At 74.4% G+C, this 22,640-nt stretch carries 17 protein-coding genes; 12 read left to right on the plus strand and 5 right to left on the minus strand.

Annotated elements, in window-relative coordinates:
• Positions 1 to 25: 25 nt before the first annotated feature.
• The 3 genes from ABZ920_RS27335 to ABZ920_RS27345 all read right to left on the minus strand — a co-directional run bounded on the left by ABZ920_RS27335 (position 26) and on the right by ABZ920_RS27345 (position 3,013).
• A complete protein-coding gene (locus ABZ920_RS27335; protein ID WP_361510349.1) occupies positions 26 to 1,363 on the minus strand; it encodes a coenzyme F420-0:L-glutamate ligase in 1,338 nt (445 codons plus the stop codon).
• On the minus strand, positions 1,360 to 2,343 hold the full coding sequence (cofD, locus tag ABZ920_RS27340) for a 2-phospho-L-lactate transferase (RefSeq protein ID WP_361510352.1): 984 nt from the start codon (positions 2,341 to 2,343) through the stop codon (positions 1,360 to 1,362). Before cofD ends, ABZ920_RS27335 begins: the two co-directional genes overlap by 4 nt.
• A gap of 112 nt (positions 2,344 to 2,455) precedes the next feature.
• Positions 2,456 to 3,013: a cysteine dioxygenase family protein gene (locus tag ABZ920_RS27345; protein ID WP_361510355.1), complete on the minus strand. Its 558-nt coding sequence runs from the start codon at positions 3,011 to 3,013 to the stop codon at positions 2,456 to 2,458.
• A 725-nt stretch (positions 3,014 to 3,738) separates the two neighbouring features.
• Between ABZ920_RS27345 and ABZ920_RS27350 the strand changes: the two genes are divergently transcribed.
• From ABZ920_RS27350 to ABZ920_RS27360, 3 genes are all read left to right on the plus strand, one after another.
• Positions 3,739 to 4,002, plus strand: a complete 264-nt coding sequence (locus ABZ920_RS27350) for a WhiB family transcriptional regulator (RefSeq protein WP_361510358.1) — start codon at positions 3,739 to 3,741, stop codon at positions 4,000 to 4,002.
• A 262-nt stretch (positions 4,003 to 4,264) separates the two neighbouring features.
• A complete protein-coding gene (locus ABZ920_RS27355; RefSeq protein WP_361510361.1) occupies positions 4,265 to 8,017 on the plus strand; it encodes a glycosyltransferase in 3,753 nt (1,250 codons plus the stop codon).
• Positions 8,014 to 9,630 (plus strand): DUF5719 family protein, encoded by a 1,617-nt coding sequence (locus ABZ920_RS27360; protein ID WP_361510364.1) that lies wholly within the window; start codon positions 8,014 to 8,016, stop codon positions 9,628 to 9,630. Before ABZ920_RS27355 ends, ABZ920_RS27360 begins: the two co-directional genes overlap by 4 nt.
• A gap of 358 nt (positions 9,631 to 9,988) precedes the next feature.
• Here ABZ920_RS27360 and ABZ920_RS27365 read toward each other — a convergent pair whose 3' ends face one another.
• The gene (locus tag ABZ920_RS27365; protein WP_361510402.1) at positions 9,989 to 10,438 is read right to left on the minus strand and encodes a metallopeptidase family protein; all 450 of its coding nucleotides are present in this window, start codon (positions 10,436 to 10,438) and stop codon (positions 9,989 to 9,991) included.
• 306 nt (positions 10,439 to 10,744) lie between these two features.
• On the opposite strand from ABZ920_RS27365, the gene ABZ920_RS27370 reads away from it, so the two are divergent.
• The 8 genes from ABZ920_RS27370 to ABZ920_RS27405 all read left to right on the plus strand — a co-directional run bounded on the left by ABZ920_RS27370 (position 10,745) and on the right by ABZ920_RS27405 (position 20,014).
• Complete coding sequence (locus tag ABZ920_RS27370) at positions 10,745 to 11,170, plus strand: DUF3499 domain-containing protein (RefSeq protein WP_361510367.1); 426 nt, start codon at positions 10,745 to 10,747, stop codon at positions 11,168 to 11,170.
• 371 nt (positions 11,171 to 11,541) lie between these two features.
• On the plus strand, positions 11,542 to 12,906 hold the full coding sequence (locus tag ABZ920_RS27375) for a phosphomannomutase/phosphoglucomutase (RefSeq protein WP_361510370.1): 1,365 nt from the start codon (positions 11,542 to 11,544) through the stop codon (positions 12,904 to 12,906).
• Positions 12,907 to 13,468: 562 nt separating this feature from the next.
• Positions 13,469 to 13,639: a Trm112 family protein gene (locus ABZ920_RS27380; RefSeq protein ID WP_159666488.1), complete on the plus strand. Its 171-nt coding sequence runs from the start codon at positions 13,469 to 13,471 to the stop codon at positions 13,637 to 13,639.
• Between the two features lie 42 nt (positions 13,640 to 13,681).
• On the plus strand, positions 13,682 to 14,815 hold the full coding sequence (locus ABZ920_RS27385; RefSeq protein ID WP_361510373.1) for an SIS domain-containing protein: 1,134 nt from the start codon (positions 13,682 to 13,684) through the stop codon (positions 14,813 to 14,815).
• Positions 14,816 to 14,906: 91 nt separating this feature from the next.
• Positions 14,907 to 16,058 carry a mannose-6-phosphate isomerase, class I gene (gene manA / locus ABZ920_RS27390; protein WP_361510376.1) on the plus strand — a complete coding sequence of 384 codons (1,152 nt, stop codon included), beginning with the start codon at positions 14,907 to 14,909 and terminating at the stop codon, positions 16,056 to 16,058.
• Positions 16,059 to 16,220: 162 nt separating this feature from the next.
• Positions 16,221 to 17,201, plus strand: coding sequence for a cation diffusion facilitator family transporter (locus tag ABZ920_RS27395; protein ID WP_361510379.1), 981 nt, complete (start codon positions 16,221 to 16,223; stop codon positions 17,199 to 17,201).
• A 565-nt stretch (positions 17,202 to 17,766) separates the two neighbouring features.
• A complete protein-coding gene (ahcY, locus tag ABZ920_RS27400; protein WP_361510382.1) occupies positions 17,767 to 19,224 on the plus strand; it encodes an adenosylhomocysteinase in 1,458 nt (485 codons plus the stop codon).
• A gap of 172 nt (positions 19,225 to 19,396) precedes the next feature.
• Positions 19,397 to 20,014 carry a hypothetical protein gene (locus tag ABZ920_RS27405; protein WP_361510385.1) on the plus strand — a complete coding sequence of 206 codons (618 nt, stop codon included), beginning with the start codon at positions 19,397 to 19,399 and terminating at the stop codon, positions 20,012 to 20,014.
• 28 nt (positions 20,015 to 20,042) lie between these two features.
• On the opposite strand, the gene ABZ920_RS27410 is transcribed toward ABZ920_RS27405, so the two are convergent.
• Entirely contained in the window at positions 20,043 to 21,137 is a 1,095-nt protein-coding gene (locus tag ABZ920_RS27410) for an RDD family protein (RefSeq protein WP_361510388.1), read from the minus strand.
• 131 nt (positions 21,138 to 21,268) lie between these two features.
• On the opposite strand from ABZ920_RS27410, the gene ABZ920_RS27415 reads away from it, so the two are divergent.
• Positions 21,269 to 22,276, plus strand: a complete 1,008-nt coding sequence (locus ABZ920_RS27415) for a stage II sporulation protein M (protein ID WP_361510390.1) — start codon at positions 21,269 to 21,271, stop codon at positions 22,274 to 22,276.
• Positions 22,277 to 22,640: the final 364 nt, after the last annotated feature.

The raw sequence follows: 22,640 nt of genomic DNA on the forward strand, positions 1-22,640 counted from the left end.
ACCACGGAGGCCGCGCACGCCCCGGTCACCGCACCTCGACGAACGCCCCCGCCTCCCGCTCCGGCCGCGGCCCCGGCGCCTGGGCCGGATGGCCGACCGCGACCGCGCCCATCGGGTCCCAGTCCGCCGGCAGGTCCAGCACCTCCCGCACCACGTCCCGGCAGAACATCGTCGACGACACCCACGCCGATCCGAGACGCTCGCCGGCCAGCGCGACGAGGAAGTTCTGCACCCCGGCCCCGGCGGCGACCACGAACATCTCCCGCTCGGCACCGTCCCGGCGCGCGTCGCCGTACGTGTGGGAGCCGCCCATGACGAGGCACGGCACCACCAGGTACGGCGCGTTGCGCAGCACGTCCCCGCGCCGGATCCGGCGGGCGATGGACTCCTCGCTCCTGCCGTCCCGCCGCAGGTCGGCGATCCAGGCGTCCCGCATCGCGTCGAGCAGCCGGGTCCGCGACGCGGCCGACTCCAGCAGCACGAACCGCCAGGGCGTGGTGTGGTGCGGCGCGGGCGCGGTCACCGCCGCGGTCACCGCCCGCCTCACCGCGCCGGGGTCGACGGGCTCGTCGGTGAAGGACCGCACGGTCCGCCGCTGGGTCACCGCCTCCCGTACGGCCTCCGACGTGCCCAGCCGGAACATGTCGTCGCGCGCGGCGCGCACCAGGGCGCGGGCTCCCTCCCCGGGCTCCCCGGCGACCACGCGCGGCAGCCCCCGCACGACGGCCACGGGCAGCCCGGCCGCCTTGCCCTTGACCAGGTCGCCCGCGGCGGCCAGTTCGTCCGCGGTGGCGACGACGGTCGCGCTGAGCGGGTTCCCGTGCGCGTCGGTGCCCCCGCGCAGGTCGTCCAGCACGCGGATGCCGGCGGCGCCGATGGCGACGTCGGTGAGGCCCGCGCGCCAGGGACGCCCGAAGGTGTCGGTGAGCAGGACGCCCACGGTGACGCCGAGGGCGTCGCGCAGCCCGTCGCGGATCGCCCGTGCGGAGGCGTCGGGGTCCTCGGGCAGCAACAGCACGGTGCCCGCGGGGGTGTTGGAGGCGTCGACCCCGGCGGCCGCCATGACCAGGCCCTGCCGGTTCTCCACGATCCGCAGCGGTCCGCGGCGCGCCACCACGCGCACGGTCTCGGCGTCGATCGCGGCCTCCCGGTCGGCCGCCTCGACGATCCGGCCCTCCGCCTTGGAGACGATCTTCGAGGTGACGAGCACCACGTCCCCGTCGGCGAGCCCTGGTTCGGCCGCCGCGATCAGCTTGGCGAGGTCGTCGCCCGGCGCCACTTCGGGCAGCCCGGGCACCGCCCAGACTCGGTACCTGGGCGCCGTCGCGTCCCCCGGCCGGCCGGCCGTACGCGTGCCGCTCAAGCTCCCCGCACCTCCTCCGCCAGCGCGAGGGCCTCACGGGCCATCCGCGCGGCCGCGTCGGTGTCGGTCATCATCAGCGGGACCGCCCGGCACCGGATGCCGGCCGCCTCGACCCGCTCCACGGAGTCCGCGTCCACCGTGTCGACCAGCCAGCCGTCCAGCAGGCCGGAGCCGTAGTGCTCGGCCACCGCCGCGGCCGTGGGCTCCACGCCGACCGCCGCGAGCACCTTGTCGGCCATCCCGCGCACGGGCGCGTCGCCGACGATGGGGGACAGGCCGACCACCGGCACGCCGGCGTCGGCGATCGCCTCCCGGATGCCGGGCACGGCCAGGATGGTGCCGACGGAGACGACGGGGTTGGACGGCGGGAAGAGGATGACGTCGGCCGCGGCGATCGCCTCCAGCACGCCCGGCGCCGGCTTGGCCTGCTCGGCGCCGACGGGCACGACGGCCTCGGCCGGCACGGACGCCCGCAGCCGTACCCAGTACTCCTGGAAGTGGATCACCCTGCGCCCGCCGGAGCCCTCTCCCGAGCCGCTGTCGGGCAGGGTGACGGCGACGTGCGTCTCCACGCGGTCGTCGGTCATGGGGATCAGCCGCACGCCCGGCTTCCACCGGTCGCACAGGGCCTCGGTCACGGCGCTCAGCGGGTAGCCGGCGCCCATCATCTGCGTCCGCACGATGTGCGTGGCGAAGTCCCGGTCGCCGAGCCCGAACCACTCCGGGCCCACGCCGTACGCGGCGAGTTCCTCCTTGAGGTGGAAGGTCTCGTCCGCCCGGCCCCAGCCCTGCTCCTCGTTGATGCCACCGCCGAGCGTGTACATCACGGTGTCCAGGTCCGGGCAGACCTTCAGCCCGAAGAGATGGATGTCGTCGCCGGTGTTCCCGATGACCGTCACGTCCGCGTCCGGCACGGCCTCCTTCAGACCGCGCAGGAACCGGGCACCGCCGATGCCGCCTGCCAGAACCACAATCCGCATGGCCACAGTGTGTCAGCCGCCGGGCCGGCGCGTTGCGGGGCGTGGTCGGGTGACGGGCGGGAGGCCCCGCGGGGCGGTGCGGCGGCGCGGTGCGCGGTCGCCCGGGCGGGTGTCAGCCGAGGGCGCCGGGGTGACGGCCGGGGGCGGCCGGGCCGGACGCGGCCCCGGCGCACCGGGCGGCGGTCTCCGTGACCGCGCGGAGGCCGGAGGGGCCGAGCATCGGCATCTCGGTCAGGCCGGGGTAGTAGACGTGCAGGCTGACCGCGGGCTCCAGTGCGTCGTTGACGATCTCGTGCGCGTAGCCGGGTGCGAACACGCGCTGGGCGCCCGTCCGGAGCGTGCGCGTGCCCTGCCGCGTGTGTTCGGTCAGGGCGCCGTGCAGGACGGTCAGCACGCCGGAGGAGGGGCCGTGGTCGTGCGCCCCGCTGCCCTGTCCGGGCACCCACGACAGCAGCCACACCTCGTAGCCGGGTCCCCTGCGCAGCCGGTGGTACCAGCGGCTGGTGGCGTCGTAGCGCACGAGGCGCTCCCACTGGGAGCGGTCGGCGGCGATGGAGCGGGCCAGGCCGGCGAACTCGGCCACGGTGGCCGGGTGGGCGCGCGGCGCCTGGAGGAGGTGGGGGACTTCGAGGATGTCGCCGGCGATCTGGAGGTCGCTGTCGCTGTTCATCGGTGCTGTGGTTCCTCGGCGGAGGGCGGGGGGTGGCGGGGTGCCGCGGATACGCCCGCCCGAGGGGACCTCAGGGGTGTCCTGGACGGAAGTCCCGGAGGGGAGCGGGGTGCACGGCGGCCGAGCCGGCAGGGACTCGGCGACGGCGGGAGCGCGTGGGGCTCAACAGCCGGCGGAACAGCAACAGCTACAGCGAGCGCGGGCAGCACCGTGGGACCCGGCGGTGCGGGTCGTGGTGAGCGCCAAGTTCGCGAGCATGCCCACCAGCACATCGGCTGACACCTTCGCTGTCAACTCGACGCCCGGAATGTGGGACATGTTTCACCTCATCCGGTTCACCTCTCAGGTGAAAGGTTTGCTCAGCCCCCGACCGGGACACATGGCGCACATGCCGGGCACGCAAGCCCCGTTGCGATCCCGTGATCCGACCGTGATCCGGACCGCCTCGGGCCGCGTGTCGGAACGGGATCAAAGTCCTGGGCGTCCTTCCCTGTGCGGGCTCCGCGCGGAGACGGGGACCCTCGGGGCCTTGTCTCTGTGTCGAGGTTTATGCCGATTTGAACACTTACCGCATGGCCTTGGTTCCGCAGAGTGAATAAGGGGCCCAATAGCAGATCTCGGCTTGACTCGCCCGGAGCAGCACACTTGTAATTTCACTCGTGTCGTTCAGCCGGTATCGGTAACGGCTGCGTCACGGGGACGCGAAAGACAGACGAGGGGCGCACATGACCGAGCTGGTGCAGCAACTGCTGGTCGACGACGCGGACGAGGAACTCGGCTGGCAGGAGCGCGCGCTGTGCGCCCAGACCGACCCCGAGTCCTTCTTTCCCGAGAAGGGCGGGTCCACCCGGGAGGCCAAGAAGGTCTGCCTCGCCTGTGAAGTCCGTTCCGAGTGCCTCGAGTACGCCCTCGCCACCGACGAGCGCTTCGGCATCTGGGGCGGCCTGTCCGAGCGCGAGCGCCGCCGGCTGAAGAAGGCCGCAGTCTGACGCGGACTCACCGCGCGCGGCCTTGCGCAGACCCGCGCCGGGTCTGCCGCACGGGACAGCGCGAACGGCCCGCCGCCCGTGGCCCGTCCACGGGCGGCGGGCCGTTCCGCGGGCTCCCGCCCCGGCCGCCGCCCCCCAACGAGGCGCTCCGCGCCGCCCCTGCCGGCACTGCCGCTAGTGTGGTCGCTCGTCCGAGGAGCCCCGCTGCCCCCACGAGGCACGGGCGTCCACCGCAGTCCACCGAACCGGGGCCCGTATCTCGATGTCCGTGCACAGCCGTACGGCAGCCCACTACGACGTCGCCGGCACGCCGTCGCCCGACCCGACGCGCCCGCCCGAGTACCCGCGGCACGTGGTGACCGCCGTCCTCGTCTCCCACGACGGCGCCCGCTGGCTGCCCGACGCGCTCGCCGGGCTGCTCGGCCAGGAACGCGCCGTGCAGTACGCCGTGGCGGCCGACACCGGCAGCGCGGACACCTCCGCCGAACTGGTCACCGACGCCCTCGGCGCCGACCGCGTGCTGCACCTGGCCCGGCGCACCGGCTTCGGCCAGGCCGTCGAGGAGGCCGCCCGCACCGCCCCGGTCCTCACCCCGGACGACCTGCCCTACCTCAAGCGCCCCAGCGGCTGGGACCCCGCCACGCGCAGCTGGCGCGACGACGCCTACGACCTGCCCGAACTGCCGTACGGCGAACCGGTGCAGTGGCTGTGGCTGCTGCACGACGACTGCTCCCCCGAACCCGACGCCCTGGCCCAGCTGTTGCGGGTCGTCGACAACGAGTACGAGCTCGGCCGCGACGACGTCGCCGTCGTCGGACCCAAGCTCCGCGGCTGGTACGACCGCCGGCAGCTCCTCGAAGTGGGCGTCACCATCGCCCACTCCGGCCGCCGTTGGACCGGCCTGGACCGGCGCGAACAGGACCAGGGACAGCACGACCACGTCCGGCCCGTGCTGTCCGTCTCCACCGCCGGCATGCTGATCCGGCGTGACCTCTTCGAGCAGCTAGGCGGCTTCGACCGCCGGCTGCCCCTGATGCGCGACGACGTCGACCTGTGCTGGCGCGCCCATGCCGCCGGCCACCGCGTCCTGGTCGCCCCCGAGGCCGTCGTGCGCCACGCCGAGGCGGCCAGCCGCGAGCGGCGCGCCGTCGACTGCGTGGGCCGCACCGCCGCCTCCCCGCACAAGGTCGACAAGGCCGGCGCGGTCTACACCCTCCTCGTCAACACCCGCTCCGCCGCGCTGCCCTGGGTCCTGCTGCGGCTCGTGCTCGGCACGCTGCTGCGCACCCTCGCCTACCTCGTCGGCAAGGTCCCCGGCCAGGCCGTCGACGAGATCCGCGGTCTGCTGGGCACGCTGCTGCGGCCCGAGCGGATCGTCGCCGGGCGGCGCGTCCGCGGCCGGCCGCAGATCGACAAGGGCGAGCTGCGGGCCCTGTTCCCGCCGCCCGGCGCGACCGTTCGCGCCACCGTCGAGCAGGTCGCGAGCAACCTCGTCGGCCGCTCCGACCCCGAGGTCTCCTCGGCCGGGCGGCACGGCGGAGCCGTCGAGTCAGGTCCCGGCGGCGACGACGCGGACTTCCTGGAGGTCGAGCAGTTCGCCCGTCTGAAGCGCATCGCCCGCAAGCCCGGACCGGTGCTCTTCCTGCTGCTCCTGCTGGTCTCGCTGGCCGCCTGCCGGGCCCTGCTGGGCGGCGGCGCGCTGGCGGGCGGCGCGCTGCTGCCCGCCCCGGCCGACTCCGCCGAGCTGTGGTCGCGCTACCTCGACGCCTGGCACCCGGTCGGCGCCGGCGGCACCCCGTCCGCGCCGCCGTACCTCGCGGTGGTGGCGCTGCTCGCCTCCCTGTTCCTGGGCTCCACGGGCCTCGCGGTGACCGTGCTGCTGGTGTGCTCGGTGCCGCTGGCCGGCCTCACCGCGTACTTCGCCTCCCGCCCGCTGGTGGAGTCCCGTCTCCTGCGTGCGTGGGCGGCCGTCGTCTACGCCTTCCTGCCCGCCGTCACCGGCGCGCTCGCCGGCGGCCGGATCGGCACCGCCGTCCTGGCCGTGCTGCTGCCGCTGGTGGCCCGCGCGGGCGTTGCGGCGAGCGGCCTGGCGAACGCCTCCGGCGCCCGCGGCAGTTGGCGCGCCACCTGGGCGTACGCCCTGCTGCTGACGATCACCACGGCGTTCACCCCCGTCGTCTGGCCGATCGCGCTCGTCCTCGGCCTCGCCGTACTGGCCGTACGCCGGGGCGACGTCACCGCCCACGGGCTGCGCTTCCTGGCCCAGTCGGGCACGCCCCTGCTGGTCCTCGCGCCCTGGTCGCTGTCGCTGCTGCCGTTCGGCTTCTTCACCGAGGCCGGCCTGGAGTACGGCGCGTCCGCCGCCTCCGCCCTCGACCTGCTGGGCGCGAGCCCCGGCGGCCCCGGCACCGTGCACGGACTGATGCTCATCGGCGTGGTGCTGGCCGCGCTCGCCGCGCTGCTGCGCTCCGAGCGGCAGTTCGGGATCCGGAGCGCCTGGGCGGTCGCCCTGCTGGCCCTCGTCTTCGCCGTGCTGTCCAACGGCTCCACCTGGGCGGGCCCCGCGACCCTCGTCCAGGGCCTCGCCCTGCTCACCGCCGCGGTGATGGGCGCGGACGGGGCACGCGCCCGCGTGGCCGAGCAGAGCTTCGGCTGGCGCCAGCCGGTCGCCGCGCTCATCGCGTTCGCCTCGGCCGCCGGGCCGCTGCTCGTCGCCGCCGGCTGGATGATCCGGGGCGCCGACGGACCGCTGGAGCGGCGCGACCCGGTGCAGGTGCCCGCGTTCGTCGCCGCGGAGGGCAGCACGCCCGACCAGGCCCGCACCCTCGTCCTCGACAGCGACTCCGCCGCCCACGTCGGCTACATGCTCGTCCGCGGCTCCGGCGCGCGCATGGGCGACGCCGAACTGGCCGCCGTGGACGGCGAGAACGCCAGGCTCGACAAGGTCGTCGCCAACCTCGTCGCCGGCTCCGGCGCCGACCAGGCCGACCAGCTCGGCGGCTTCGCCGTCCGCTACGTCCTCGTCCACAAGGGCGCGCCGCGCGAGGTGAGCCGCGTCCTGGACGCCACGCCCGGCCTGTCCCGGCTCAGCCAGCAGGACGGCAGCGCGCTGTGGCGGGTGGACCGGCAGGTCTCGCGCGCCGCCGTCGTGCCCGCCTCCGGCTCGGGCACCGCCCAGGCCGTCCCCGCGGGCCCCGTGGAGATCCACACCGGGATCCCGGCCGGCCCGGAGGGCCGCGTCCTGCGCCTGGCCGACTCGGCCGCCGACGGCTGGACGGCGACCCTGGACGGCAGGCCCCTGACCCGCACCACGGTCGACGGCTGGGCGCAGGGCTTCTCCCTCCCGGCCTCCGGCGGCAGGCTCGACGTCACCTTCGACGACCCGGTCGCGCACACCGCCTGGCTGTGGGTGCGGGGCGCGCTCGCCGTCGTCCTCGTGGTCCTCGCCCTGCCGGGCCGGCGCCGCGACATCGACGACGACCTGCCCGAGGAGGAGCCCGTCCCCGCCGAGGCGGTCGCCGGCGAGGGCCGCCGGGCCCGCCGCCTGCGCGCCCAGGCCGAGGCGGAGCAGGCCGAGCAGGCGGCGGACGCCGAGGGCGCCGGGCCGGCCGGCGCGGAGGAACCGCAGCCGGGAGCGGACACCGTGCCGCCCGCGCCGCGGGAGGCCCCCGCCGTCCCGCAGCAGCAGTCCTACGGCGAGTGGGACACTCCCGGCTACGCGGAGGCCGGCTACGGCACCTACGGCGGTGACCCGTACCAGGGCGCCCAGCAGTATCCGGCGGGCGGGTACGACCAGACGTACCAGGCCGACCCCTACCAGGCGGACCCCCACCAGGCCGACCCCTACCGGAGCGGCGGGTACGACCCCTATGCCTACGGCGGCCAGGCCCCCGCGGACTCCTACGACCAGACCTACGGCGACACCTACCACCAGGGCTACCAGGAGCCGTACGACCCGGCGCAGTCGCACCCGCACGGCAACGGCAACGAGCGCCCCGACGGGAGCCAGCAGTGAACCGCACCACCCTGTCCCTGATCGCCGTCGCGACCGCGCTCGCCGCCGTCACCGGTTTCGCCGCGCTGAACACGCCGGACGGCTCCGCACCGGGCACCGCCCGGACGGCCGCCCGGCTGCCCGTGGAGCGCACGACCCTGCTGTGCCCGGCGCCGAGCACCTCCGACCTCGCCGAGACGTCGTACACCTCGTTCACGCCGGTGACCAAGGGCACGGACGGCGACGGCGAAGCCCGGCTCCAGTCGGCCCGCGACGACGAGGCCACCGGCGCCCCGGGCTCCGGCACGGGTGACACCGCGGAGGACGGCGAGGCCGGCGAGCAGGACGACGCCACGGCGGACGACAAGGCCGGCGACGAGGCCGGTGACAAGCGGGACGGGAAGGACGACGGGGAGGCCGGCGGCGGCGAGGAGAAGGCCGACCAGCCCGCCCTGCAGCCCAAGGAGCCCGGCACACCGGTGACCGGCGACTCCTCGGGAGCGGACGCGCCCGCGCTCATCGGCACCGCCGAGGGGAAGTTCGCGCCCGGCTGGACGGTGCAGGAGACCACCGAGGTCGCCGCGGGCACCGGGCGCGGACTGCAGGGCGTGAACTGCACCGCGCCCGACACGGAGTTCTGGTTCCCCGGCGCCGGCACCGCCGCCGCCCGCTCCGACTACGTCCACCTGACCAACCCCGACGACTCCGCCGCCGTCGTCGACATCGAGCTCTACGGCAAGGACGGGCCCGTGAAGTCGGCGGTGGGGGAGGGCATCACGGTCGCGCCGCGGTCCACCGAGCCCGTCCTGCTGTCCACACTGGCCGACGCGCCGCAGGACGACGTCACGGTGCACGTCAGCGTGCGCAGCGGGCGGGTCGGCGCGGCCGTCCAGGCCCTGGACGAGAAGCTGGGGGGCGACTGGCTCACCGCGTCCGCGGACCCCGCGGACAGCCTGGTGCTGCCGGGCATCCCCAAGGACGCCACCTCGGTGCGGCTGGTGGCCTTCACGCCCAGCGACGCCGACGCCGACCTCAAGGTGCGGCTGGCCTCGCCGTCCGGGCTGATCACGCCCGCCGGGCACGAGACCGTGCACGTCAGGGGCGGCATGACCACCGCCGTCGACCTGGGCGAGGTGACCCGCGGCGAGGCGGGATCGCTCGTCCTGACGCCGACGGGGCAGCCGGTGCCGGTCGTGGCGGCGCTGCGGGTCGTGCGGGGCAAGGGCGCGGACCAGGAGACGGCGTTCATCCCGGCGACGGGCCCGGTCGGGACGCGGGCGACGGTCGCCGGCAACAGCGCCAAGGGGGCCACGCTCTCCCTGACGGCGTCCACCGGTACCGCCCGGGTCAAGGTCACGGCGTCGGCGGGCAGCGGGGGCGGGACCCCGGTGTCGAAGACGTACACCGTCAAGCAGGGCACCACCCAGGACGTCGTCCCGCCGGTGCCGTCCGGCCTGAAGGGCACGTACGCCCTCACGGTGGAACACCTGTCCGGCGGCCCGGTCCACGCCGCCCGCACCCTGTCGGTGACGGAGGACGGCGTCGCCGCCTTCACCGTCCAGACCCTCCCGGACGACCGGGGAACGGTGGCGGTGCCCCAGGCGGACGAGGACCTGTCGGTCCTGCAGAAGTAGCGACGGGGGTGCGGGCGCGGCACTTCGGGGCGGGGGCCGTGGGCCGTGCGGGCCGGCGGCGTACTCCCCGGGCAAGGGGGGCCGTGCGGTTCGGCCGGGGGCATTCCCGGGCGACTGGGGACCGTGCGGGCCGGCGGCGTACTCCCCGGGCAAGGGGGGCCGTGCGGGCCGGCCGAGGTGATTTCCGGCGGCCCGGAGGCCGTGCGGGCCGGCCGGAGTGATTCTCGGGAGGCTGGACGCGCTGCCGGGTGCCGGGGCGCGCGGAGCGAGGGTGCTTCGGAACCGGGGCCCGCGCGGCGCGCGGTCGGCGGGCACGCGGTTCCCGCGGCGCGCCCGGACGGCGCGCCGTCGGCCGGCCTCAGTCCTCCCCGTAGCGCGGATCCACTGTCTCCGGCGTCAGTCCGAGCAGGTCGGCGACCTGCTCGACCACGATCTCGTGCACCAGTGCGGCCCGCTCCTCCCGGCCCTTGGTGCGGATCTCGACCGGCCGCCGGTAGACGACCACACACGCACGCCGCCCGTCACGCGCCGGGACCGTCCCGCCGAGCGGCACCGCCTCGTCGCTCCAGGCCCGGCCGGGTCCGTCCAGTCTCGGCACCTCCAGGACGAGGAAGTCGATCTCCGCGAGCTGCGGCCACCGCCGCTCCAGCCGGTCCACGGAGTCCTGCACCAGATCGGCGAACACGTCGGCCCGGCTCGCGGCGAGCGGGACCTGCGGCGGGGCGATCGGGCCGCGCATGCCTCTGCCGTGGCGATCACGGCGTCGCGGCCCGGGGCCGGCGGCACGGGGCGGTACACGGTTGTCCATCACCGGTGAAGCCTAGTCCTCGCGGGGGCCGCGTGCCCGGCTCCGCGCGGCATCCCGGAAGCCGCGCCGCTGCATCGTCTTTCCGTCACACCGTGGCCACTTGATGACCATTCCAGCCAAGGTCGGGCTCGATTCCGTATCTCTTCCAGACCTGCGAACTCAAGCCGTTTGACGGTTTTTGCACCGACTGGTCATCCGCGACCGGGCCGGCCTGATCCTTCCGGAACCCGCATCGCCGCAGGTCAGCAAAGTGTGCCAGAAGGGGCGTGTGGGGTGTTTCGCAGCACGACACGGTGGAGTGACCTGGTGGAGAGTCGTCGCGGCCCGCTCAAGAGTGCGGTACCGTCCAACGTCGTGAGCCCTGTACGTCGCTGTTCGCGCACCGCTTGCGGCCGTCCCGCCGTAGCGACGCTGACGTACGTCTACGCCGACTCGACCGCGGTCCTCGGCCCGCTCGCCACCTACGCCGAACCCCACTGCTACGACCTGTGCGCCGAGCACTCCGAGCGCCTCACCGCCCCGCGCGGCTGGGAGGTCGTCCGGCTCCTCGACGGTTCGGCGCCCGCACGCCCCAGCGGTGACGACCTCGAAGCGCTGGCCAACGCCGTGCGTGAGGCGGCCCGTCCCCAGCAGCGGGCGGCCGAGGCCGGTGGGGCGGGGGCCCGCCCGGTGGACCCGATGGAGGTCGCGCGCCGCGGCCACCTCCGGGTGCTGCGCTCCCCGGACAACTGACGCCGCCCGCGCGCCGGATCCTCCGGCCGGGTGACACGGCGTCCTGCTCCCCGCGCTGCTGACGTCGCCGCCCGCATCGAGGTCTCCGGGCGACCGACTCCGTTCCGGCGCCGCCCCGTCCGTACGACTGGCCCGATGCCCCGCGCTCCTGCCGGCTGCACCCGTCCGTGCTCCCGCCCTTCCCGGGGCGCCGATGCCGCACGGCCCCCTCGGGCGAACGAGGCCCGCCGCGCCCCACGCTCGGAAGCCCGGCGAACGGCCCTCGCCGTACGCCACCCGGCCTCCCGGGTGACGAACGGGAGACGGCTTCCTCGGCGCGTCACCCGCTCCAGGTAATTTGTGGTGACCGTCGAACCGAGGAAAGGCCGGCCGTGACTGCTGATCTGTCGCAGATCGTGAAGGCGTACGACGTACGCGGAGTGGTCCCGGACCAGTGGGACGAGTCGCTGGCCGAACTGTTCGGGGCGGCCTTCGCCCAGGTGACCGGCGCGCGCGCCGTCGTCGTCGGGCACGACATGCGGCCGTCCTCGCCCGGCCTGTCCCGCGCCTTCGCGCGCGGTGCGGCCCTCCGCGGCGTCGACGTCACGGAGATCGGGCTGTGCTCGACGGACCAGCTCTACTACGCCTCGGGCGCCCTGGACCTGCCGGGCGCGATGTTCACGGCCTCCCACAACCCGGCCCGCTACAACGGCATCAAGATGTGCCGGGCGGGCGCGGCCCCCGTCGGCCAGGACACCGGCCTGGCAGAGATCCGCGCGCTCGTCGAGCAGTGGTCCGGCCGGGGCGCGCCGGCACCGGCGGCCCGCCCGGGCACCGTCACCCGGCTCGACACGCTGGAGCAGTACGCGACGCACCTGCGCTCCCTCGTCGACGTCACCTCCCTCCGCCCCCTGAAGGTCGTCGTCGACGCGGGCAACGGCATGGGCGGCCACACCGTCCCCACGGTCCTCGCGGGCCTGCCCGTCGACCTCGTCCCGATGTACTTCGAGCTGGACGGCACGTTCCCGAACCACGAGGCCAACCCCCTCGACCCGGCGAACCTCGTGGACCTCCAGCGGCGCGTCCGTGAGGAGGGCGCCGACCTCGGCATCGCCTTCGACGGCGACGCCGACCGCTGCTTCGTGGTCGACGAACACGGCGAGCCGGTGTCCCCGTCCGCCGTCACCGCGCTGGTCGCCGCCCGCGAACTGGCCCGGAACGGCGGCCAGGGCGTCGTCATCCACAACCTGATCACGTCGTGGTCGGTCCCGGAGGTGGTCGAGGAGAACGGCGGCACGCCGGTCCGCACCCGCGTCGGCCACTCCTTCATCAAGGCCGAGATGGCGAGGACGGGCGCGATCTTCGGCGGCGAGCACTCCGCGCACTACTACTTCAGGGACTTCTGGAACGCCGACACGGGCATGCTGGCCGCCCTGCACGTCCTCGCGGCCCTCGGCACCCAGGACCGTCCGCTGTCCGCCCTGGTCTCCCAGTACGACCGCTACGCCGGCTCCGGCGAGATCAACTCCACGGTCGACGACCAGGCCGCCCGTCTCGCCGCGATCAGGTCGGCGTACGAGGGCCGCGACGGGATCACCCTGGACGACCTCGACGGCCTCACCGTGACCGCCGCCGACTGGTGGTTCAACGTCCGCCCCTCCAACACCGAGCCGCTGCTCCGCCTCAACGCCGAGGCCCGGGACAAGGCGACGATGACGCGGGTACGGGACGAGGCCCTGGCCATCATCCGCGCCTGACGGCCACCCGCCCGCCACCGCGCCGCGCCGAACGGGATCCGGGCGGCGCAGCACGGCCCCGGCCGCGCTGCTCGCCCTGACGCCGTCGCCCGGGTCCCGTCGCGTCACCGGGGCGCGGGAGGGCTGTCCGAGCCGTGTGATGCCGCCCGTGCCCGTCGGCGCGGCGGGTGGCGGGTGGGCGGTGTCCGGCTGCCGCTGTGTCTCCAGGGGCGCGCCGCGTCGCGCGGGTCCTTGGGCGCGGGAGGCGGGCCGAGCCGAGCGGGTCCCGTCGCGGGGGTCGCGCCACGCCGTCCGACCCGGTGCCGCCGCCCAGGCCCTGCGGCGTATCGGGCCGGTGCCACCGCCCGGCCCCGCCCCGCCACCCGCCCGCAGGGCCACCGCAAGGCCGCCGTCCGTGCCGCCCCGCCGCCCGCGTCCGGTGCCGGCGGGCGGACGGGCGGTCCGGTGTCCGGGGGAGCGGCGCGACGCCGCCCGGCCGGGCCCGGACCACCCCGCCCACCCGCCCCCCGCGGCGGTAGTCTGACCTGGCACAAGCGCACACACGCCTCCGAAGGGAACCCCCATGCCGCTCGAAGCCGGCCTTCTGGAGATCCTCGCCTGCCCGGCCTGTCACGCCCCGCTGAAGGAGCAGGACGACGAGCTGATCTGCACCGGCCAGGACTGCGGTCTGGCCTACCCCGTCCGCGACGGCATCCCGGTCCTGCTCGTCGACGAGGCCCGCCGCCCCGCCTGACCGACGACCCGGCGACCGGAGCCCGATCGGAGGCAGCCGCCCATGCTCGACGAATCGCTGCTCGACACCCCGGAGGGGCTGGCCGAGGCCGACCGCCGCGGACTGCTCCGCGGGGCCGCCGAGGCAGGCGCCCGGGTCCGGACCGCGGCGCGCCACGCCGTGGAGTCCGGCATCAACGACCTCAGGCCCGACGGCCGCCCGCGCGCCGTGCTGATCGCGGGCCCGGGCGCCGCCGCGACCCATGCCGCCGACCTCCTCGGCACGCTCGCCGGCGCCGGGAGCCCCGTCATCCGGCTGGCCCCCTCCGGCGTCGCCCCCGCCGCGGGAGCCCTGCGCTGGGAACTGCCCGGCTGGGCCGGTTCCGTCGACCTGCTGCTGGTCGCCACCCCGGACGGCAGCGAGCCGAGCCTGTCCCTGCTCGCCGAGCAGGCCTACCGGCGCGGCTGCACGGTCGTGGCCGTCGCCCCCGCGGAGACCCCGCTCGCCGAGGCGGTCGCGGGCGCCCACGGCCTGTTCGTGCCGATGGCCACGGCCCCCTACGACCAGGACGAACCCCTCGCCGCCTCCGCCCCCGGCGTCCTGTGGGCGCTGCTGACCCCGCTGCTCGCGCTGCTCGACCGTGTCGGACTGCTCGCGGCCCCGCCCGACGCCCTGAACAAGGTCGCCGACCGGCTCGACCTCGTCGCCGAGCGCTGCGGGCCCGCCATCGCGACCTACAGCAACCCCGCCAAGACCCTCGCCGCCGAGCTCGCCGACGCGCTGCCGCTGATCTGGACCGAGGGCACCTCGGCCGGGCCCGCGGGCCGCCGCTTCGCCGCCGGGCTCGCCGAGCTGTCCGGCATCCCCGCGGTCGTCGCCGAACTGCCCGAGGGGCTCGCCGCGCACAGCGCCCTGCTCGCCGGACCGCTGGCCGCCCGCGCCAACCCGGACGACTTCTTCCGGGACCGGGTCGAGGAACCGCCCGCCCTGCACGCGCGCGTGGTGCTGCTGCGCGACCGCCCCATCGGCGGACTGACCGCCGCCCCCGCCGCCCGTGACCTGGCCCTCAGTCACGACACGCCGATCAGCGAGCTGGAGCCGGAGGCGGGCGACGAGATCGAGTCCCTGGCGGAGCTGATCGCCGTCACCGATTTCACCGCCGTCTACCTGGCGCTCGCCTCGCGGGCCTGGTCTTGACCACGGCGCTCTGACAGCCGTACACGGGACAACCGACAGTCTCCGTACGGCGACGCGCCCGTACGGCCGAACGACCCGCAGGAAGAAGGCCATGGACCGCCTCGACAACACGATCCGCCCCTACGCGTGGGGTTCCACCACCGCCATCCCGCGGCTGCTCGGCGTCGAGCCGACCGGCGAGCCGCAGGCGGAGATGTGGATGGGCGCCCACCCGGGCGCGCCCTCGCGGACCGCGCGCGGCACGCTCGTCGAGGTGATCGAGGCCGACCCGGAGCGGGAGCTGGGCGCCAAGGCCGTCGCGAAGTTCGGTCCGCGCCTGCCCTTCCTGCTCAAGCTCCTGGCCGCCGGCGCCCCGCTCTCCCTCCAGGTCCACCCCGACCTGGCGCAGGCCCGGCAGGGGTACGACGACGAGGAACGCCGCGGCATCCCCGTCGACGCCCCGCACCGCAACTACAAGGACCCCCAGCACAAGCCCGAACTGGTCTGCGCCCTCACCGGGTTCGACGGCCTGTGCGGCTTCCGCGACCCGCGGCAGGCCGCCGACCTGCTCGACGCCCTCGGCGTGGACTCCGTCAAGCCGTACGTGGACCTGCTGCGTGCCCGTCCCGAGGAGGCGGCGCTGCGCGAGGTGCTCACCGCCGTCCTCACCGCCGACCGGGCGGAGACCGCCCGCACGGTGGCCGAGGCGGCGGCCGCCTGCGCCCGCCTCGGCGGCGACCACGCCCCCTACGCCGAGATCGCCCGCCACTACCCGGGCGACCCCGGTGTCCTGGCCGCGATGCTGCTGCGCCACGTCAGGCTCCAGCCCGGCGAGGCCCTGTTCCTCGGCGCGGGCGTCCCCCACGCCTACCTCAGCGGCCTCGGCGTGGAGATCATGGCGAACTCCGACAACGTCCTGCGCTGCGGCCTGACCCCCAAGCACGTCGACGTTCCCGAACTCCTGCGCGTCGTCCGCTTCGAGGCCGGCGACCCCGGAGTCCTGCGTCCGGAGGCCGGCCCGAACGGCGAGGAGGTGTACCACACCTCGGTCGAGGAGTTCCGGCTGTCCCGGTACGTCCTCCCCGAGGGCGCCGCCGCCCACGACCTCACCCTCGACACCCCGCAGATCCTGCTCGGCACGGCCGGTTCCGTTCGGGCCGGCGAGCACGAACTCCGCCCCGGCCGGTCCGTCTTCGTCCGGGCGGGCGAACAGGTCGAACTGCGCGGAAGCGGCACCGTCTTCCGGGCCACGGTCGTCGTCTGAGGCGCCCGAGGCGTCAAGGACGGTGGTCCGGGGAACCCTGTTCGGCCGGGGCTGCAAGAATGGCGCACCGGCAAAGGACGGGCAAAGCCCGAGCGGGCACCCACCCGTCAGGGGAGTGCCCCGGACGGCGTAGGCACGAAGGCGAAGGGACAACGCGGACACATGAGCGCGTCAGGCGGCACCAGGGCGATCGTGGCGGCACTCGGTGCCAACCTCGCGATCGCGGTATCGAAGTTCGTGGCGTTCGCCTTCAGCGGCTCGTCGTCGATGCTCGCCGAGGGCGTGCACTCCCTCGCCGACTCCGGCAACCAGTTCCTGCTGCTGATCGGCGGCAAGAAGGCCCAGCGGGAGGCGACCCCGCAACACCCCTTCGGTTACGGCCGCGAGCGGTACATCTACGCCTTCCTCGTCTCGATCGTCCTGTTCTCGGTCGGCGGCATGTTCGCCATCTACGAGGGCTACGAGAAGATCAGGCACCCGCACGAGCTGGAGCACTGGTACTGGCCGGTGGGTGTCCTCGTCTTCGCGATAATCGCCGAGGGCTTCTCGTTCCGCACGGCCATCAAGGAGTCCAACGAACTGCGCGGGAAGCTCTCCTGGACCGAGTTCGTGCGCCGGGCCAAGGCGCCCGAGCTGCCGGTCGTCCTGCTGGAGGACTTCGGCGCCCTGGTCGGCCTGGTCCTGGCCCTGTGCGGCGTCGGTCTCTCCCTGCTCACCGGTGACGGCCTGTGGGACGGCGTCGGCACCGTCTGCATCGGTGTCCTGCTCGTGCTGATCGCCCTCGTCCTGGCCGCCGAGACCAAGTCGCTGCTGCTCGGCGAGGCCGCCGGCACCGAAACGGTCCGGGCGATCGAGGCCGCCGTGGTCGACGGCGACAAGGTCACCGGCATCATCCACATGCGCACGCTGCACCTCGGTCCGGAGGAGCTCCTGGTCGCCGCCAAGATCGCGGTGCGGCACGACGAGACGGCCGCAGAGATCGCCTCCGCCATCGACGCCGCCGAGGCCCGCATCCGCGCGGCCGTGCCGATCGCCCGCGTCATCTACCTGGAGCCGGACATCTACAGCGAGGCCGAGGCCGACAAGGGGCCGGACCGGGAGGCCACCCCGGGCGGCCCGGCGCCGCACCCGACCGGTCACTGAGCCGCGGCCGGCCGGTCACCGAACCCTGCGACGACGAGGGCCCACCGACTTCCCGGTGGGCCCCGTCCCGTGTTCGGACCGGCTCCGGCCCCGGCGGCAGCGGCGTGGGCGCCGCCCTCCCCGCCGCCCACGCCGCTCCAGCACCAGCCCGGCCAGGCCCACCGCTGGCGCCGGATGGTGGCCCCGGCCCTCGCCTGCCGTGTGTCCCTCCCCATACCGGCACATCCGTGTCAGCGGCACAACGACGGCCCGAGCGGCGCCCGCCCGCGCTTCCCCGCAGGCCAGAGCCCCGGCGGACCGCCACCACCTCGGCGTCGTCCGCCCGATGTGTCCGGCGGCGGACTGGGGGCCGCGCGGCCCCGCGGTGTAGCTTGGGACGGAGCCAGACGTCGCTGCTGATGGCGGTCGGGCGGTCCCAGCGCGGACCGGCCGAGGGAGAGAGGGCCTCCGACGGACTGCGCTGCGCGCACGCGGGCATGCCTGTGCCCTCCTGGGGCACCTCTGTGTCCGCCGCCGCGCAGGTCAGCCGTACCCACCCTCGACCCAATCCGAGGAGCAGCTCTCCATGACGACTGTCGACAACCGGCAGGACTTCAAGGTCGCCGACCTCTCCCTGGCCGAGTTCGGCCGCAAGGAGATCAGCCTCGCCGAGCACGAGATGCCCGGCCTGATGGCGATCCGCAACGAGTACGCCGAGGCGCAGCCGCTGCGCGGCGCCCGCATCACGGGCTCCCTGCACATGACCGTGCAGACCGCCGTCCTGATCGAGACCCTGGTGGCCCTGGGCGCGCAGGTCCGCTGGGCCTCCTGCAACATCTTCTCCACGCAGGACCACGCGGCCGCCGCCATCGCCGTCGGCCCGGACGGCACCCCCGACAACCCGCGGGGCGTCCCCGTCTTCGCCTGGAAGGGCGAGACCCTCGAGGAGTACTGGTGGTGCACGGAGCAGGCGCTGACCTGGCCGGACAGCCCCACCGGCGGCCCGAACATGATCCTGGACGACGGCGGTGACGCCACCCTCCTCGTCCACAAGGGCGTCGAGTACGAGAAGGACGGCAAGGTCCCCTCGCCCGACACCGCCGAGTCCGACGAGCACCGCGTCATCCTGCAGCTGCTGACCCGCACCCTGGGTGAGAACCCGCAGAAGTGGACCCAGCTGGCGTCCGAGATCCGCGGCGTCACCGAGGAGACCACGACCGGCGTCCACCGCCTGTACGAGATGCAGCGCGAGGGCACCCTGCTCTTCCCGGCGATCAACGTCAACGACTCGGTCACCAAGTCGAAGTTCGACAACAAGTACGGCTGCCGGCACTCCCTGGTCGACGGCATCAACCGCGCCACCGACGTCCTGATCGGTGGCAAGACCGCGGTGGTCTGCGGCTACGGCGACGTGGGCAAGGGCTGCGCGGAGTCCCTGCGCGGCCAGGGCGCCCGCGTGATCATCACCGAGATCGACCCGATCTGCGCCCTGCAGGCGGCGATGGACGGCTACCAGGTCACCACCCTGGACGAGGTCGTCGAGACGGCCGACATCTTCATCACCACGACCGGCAACAAGGACATCATCCTGGCGTCGGACATGGCCAAGATGAAGCACCAGGCCATCGTCGGCAACATCGGCCACTTCGACAACGAGATCGACATGGCCGGCCTCGCCAAGGTCCCCGGCATCGTCAAGGACGAGGTCAAGCCGCAGGTCCACACCTGGACCTTCCCGGACGGCAAGAAGATCATCGTGCTGTCCGAGGGCCGCCTGCTGAACCTGGGCAACGCCACCGGTCACCCGTCGTTCGTGATGTCCAACTCCTTCGCGGACCAGACCCTGGCCCAGATCGAGCTGTTCACCAAGCCCGACGCGTACCCGACCGGCGTCTACGTGCTGCCCAAGCACCTCGACGAGAAGGTCGCCCGCCTCCACCTGGACGCGCTCGGCGTGAAGCTCACCCAGCTCCGCCCCGAGCAGGCCGCGTACATCGGCGTCGACGTCGAGGGCCCGTTCAAGCCGGACCACTACCGCTACTGAGCAGCACCCGTCGCCTCCCGCCGCGCTGCCGCGCGGCGGGACGCCGAGTCCGCCGAGGCAGGCCCCCGCACCCCCGTGCCGGGGGCCTGCCCCTTTGGCCGCAGCGGCCGTCACACGCGCCGGACCGGCTCACCGAGGCGGCCCGACCAGCCCGTCACCACCCAGGACCCCCATGCCCCGCGGCCGTTATGCGCTCCACGATCCGCACGATCACACCCCCTTCGCCGAAGAACACTTCCACTGCGCCCCCGGCCCCTCCGGCTGGCGCTACGTCTCACAGGTGACCACCCCCTCGGGCGAGCACCGCGGCTCCGTCGATCTCGCCCTCGACGACCTGGGCCGCCCGATCCGCCTGGAACTGCACAGCGGGAGCTGGCAGGTACGCGGCGCCGCGCTCGAGGGCGTCACCTGGGTCCGTACCGACCCCACCGGCACCCATGCCACCGAAGGCAATGTGCGCGCCCACGCCTTCACCGGCACCTCCCCCGCGTTCCTCGTCGCCACCGCCCGTCTGCTGCGCCTCACCCCCTCGTCCTCCGCCACCCGCGTACGCCTGGTCGCGTTCACCGACCCGGTCCTCGCCCCCCGCACCGTGGACCAGTCCTGGGCACTGGTCGACAGCGAAACACACGGCACTGACAACGGCCCCCTGACCGTGGACGAGTACCAGGTCACCGAGCTCGACACGGGAGAGCGGCACGCCGTGCACATCGCCGGGGACGTGGTCCTCGCCGCCCCCGGGATCGAGCTGGAGGACCTGGAGTCACCGCCGTCCGTGTTCGGCCCCTGACCTGCCGCAGGGCGGCCGCCGGACAGGCCTACGCCGGCGGTACGAAGCCGGTGGCCGGTCGCCCGGCCCGCGCTGCGTCCTCCGGCACGGCGGCCGGAGCGACGGGCGCCGGCGCCCGCGACGGCATCTCGGGCAGTGCCGCGTCCGTGGGCGAAGACCCGCTCGGTTCCGCGGCCGGATACGGCGACCCGGACGGCCCCGCGGCCGCCGGGTCCGGCAGCGACGGCGTCGCCCAGCCGCGGGGAGCGGACCAGCCGCGGGCCTCGGCCGTGCCGTGTGCCGGAGCACCCGTGAAGGGCTCCTGCCCAGCAGGGGCCGCAGTGCCGCCCACGTCCGCCCCGCCGTCCGCACCGGCGCTCCCGCCGCCGCCGGGGCCGTCGCCGAAGGCGCGCCGGGCCTCGCGGGTCCGCCGCTCGTCCACCACCGCCGCCAGGTACATGGCCGGCGGGACTCCGGGCGGAGCCGGCGCACCGGTCCGTGCCGCGACGTCGTCGGCGAGCCGCTGCGCCATGGCCCAGCCGACCTGCGGATCCAGCTGGTGCATCCGGGTCAAATACTGCCGCACGGCCAGCCACAGCCCGTCGGGCACCGCCGAGAGATCGAGCGTGGAGAAACGTCCCACCAACCACGGCGGCGGCGGGGGGACGAAGTCCAGTCGCCCGGACGCCACCCGCTCCCGCACGACCAGCGTGCCCGCGAACACGTCACCGAGCCGGCGCCCGCGCGCCGACACCAGCGAGGCGACGCAGGCCACGACCCCGAACGTCATCAGGATCTCCACCACGCCGATCGCACCGCGCACCAGGGCGTGCCGGAAGCGGATCGGCCCGCCGTCGTCCCGCACCACGCGCAGCCCCAGGGCCAGCTTCCCGAGGGACCGCCCGTGGCTGAGCGTCTCCACCGCGATCGGCCCGCCGACCAGCACCAGCAGGAACGCCGCGATCGACACCGCAGCCTGCGCCGCGTCGTCCAGAGAGGCCGAGGCGAACACCAGCCCGACGCTCACCCCGATGTACACCGCCAGCACCGCGGCCAGATCGATGAGCACGGCCAGCGCCCTGCTGGGCAGCCTCGCCGGGCGCAGCTCCAGCGCCACCGCCTCGCCCGTCACCAGCTCACTCACGCCCGCCGTCCCTTCCCCGACCTGCCCCGAGAACCGCCAGTCTGCCAAGCTGAGCACATTCGCGCCGCAGTACGAAAAGCTGACACCTACGCCGAGCAGTCGAACGACCAGCCGAGGAGCAGGCAGACCCGATGGACCTCGACGTCTTCGTCTCCGCCCACCGCGCCGAGTGGGACCGCCTGGAAGCACTGCTCCGCCGCCGGCGCCGCCTCACCGGAGCGGAGGCCGACGAGCTCGTCGCCCTCTACCAACGCGTCACCACGCACCTCTCCCTGATCCAGTCGGCCGCCCCCGACCCCCAGCTGACGGGGCGGCTCAGCCAGCTCGTCGCCCGCGCGCGCAGCGCCGTCACGGGAACCCGCCGCGCAGGCTGGCGGGACGCGATCCGCTTCCTGGTGGCGGGCTTTCCGGCCGCGGTGTACCGGTCGCGCCACTGGTGGGTGCCGGCCGCGCTGGTGAGCACCGCGGTGGCCGCGCTCCTGGGCTGGTGGATCGGCTCCCACCCCGAAGTGCAGGCCGCGATCGGCGCCCCGAGCGAACTGCGGGACCTCACCCGGCCCGGCGGTGAGTACGAGACCTACTACTCGAGCCACCCCGCGGCCTCGTTCGCCGCACAGGTGTGGACGAACAACGCACAGGCCGCCGCCATGTGCCTGGTCCTGGGCGTCTTCCTGGGCCTGCCGGTGCTGTGGGTCCTGTTCGAGAACATGCTCAACCTGGGAGTGGGCGCCGGCCTGATGTCCTCCGCCGGCCGGCTCGACACCTTCCTCGGGCTCGTGCTCCCGCACGGCCTGCTCGAGCTCACCGCGGTGTTCGTCGCCGCCGGTACGGGCCTGCGTCTCGGCTGGACCGTGATCGACCCCGGCCCCCGATCCCGCCGCACCGCGCTCGCCGAAGAGGGCCGGGCCGCGCTGGGCATGGCGATCGGCCTCGCCCTGGTCCTCTTCGTCTCCGGCGCGATCGAAGGCTTCGTCACGCCGTCCGGCCTGCCCACCTGGGCGCGGATCGGCACAGGAGTCGTCGCGGAGCTGGCCTTCCTCGCTTACGTCTACGTCCTCGGCGGTCGTGCCGTGCGGGCAGGCGAAACGGGTGATCTCGCGGCGGCCGAGCGAAGCGCCGGTGTGCCGACCGCCGCCTGATGTGCGTTCAGGCCCTCCGAGCTGCTACTGTCCTCTTCGCCCCACCGGAGCCGTTGACACGGAGCCGGAGGGGAGGTAGATTCGAACAGTTGCCTGGAGACGGACACGGTCCGCCCGGCGACGGTGAACATCTACAGGCTTCCGAAGAACGATGATTCTTGAGAAGTCGCTCCCGATGAATCGGAAACAACGGCTGGTCTGACCGGCCAAAAGCTTCTGATAAAGTCGGAACCGCCGGAAAGGGAAACGCGGAAGCGGGAACCTGGAAAGCGCCGAGGAAATCGGATCGGAAAGATCTGATAGAGTCGGAAACACCGAAGGGAAGCGCCCGGAGGAAAGCCCGAGAGGGTGAGTACGAAGGAAG

Origin of the sequence: Streptomyces sp. NPDC046831 (assembly GCF_040645305.1) — a bacterium.
Lineage (GTDB): Bacteria > Actinomycetota > Actinomycetes > Streptomycetales > Streptomycetaceae > Streptomyces.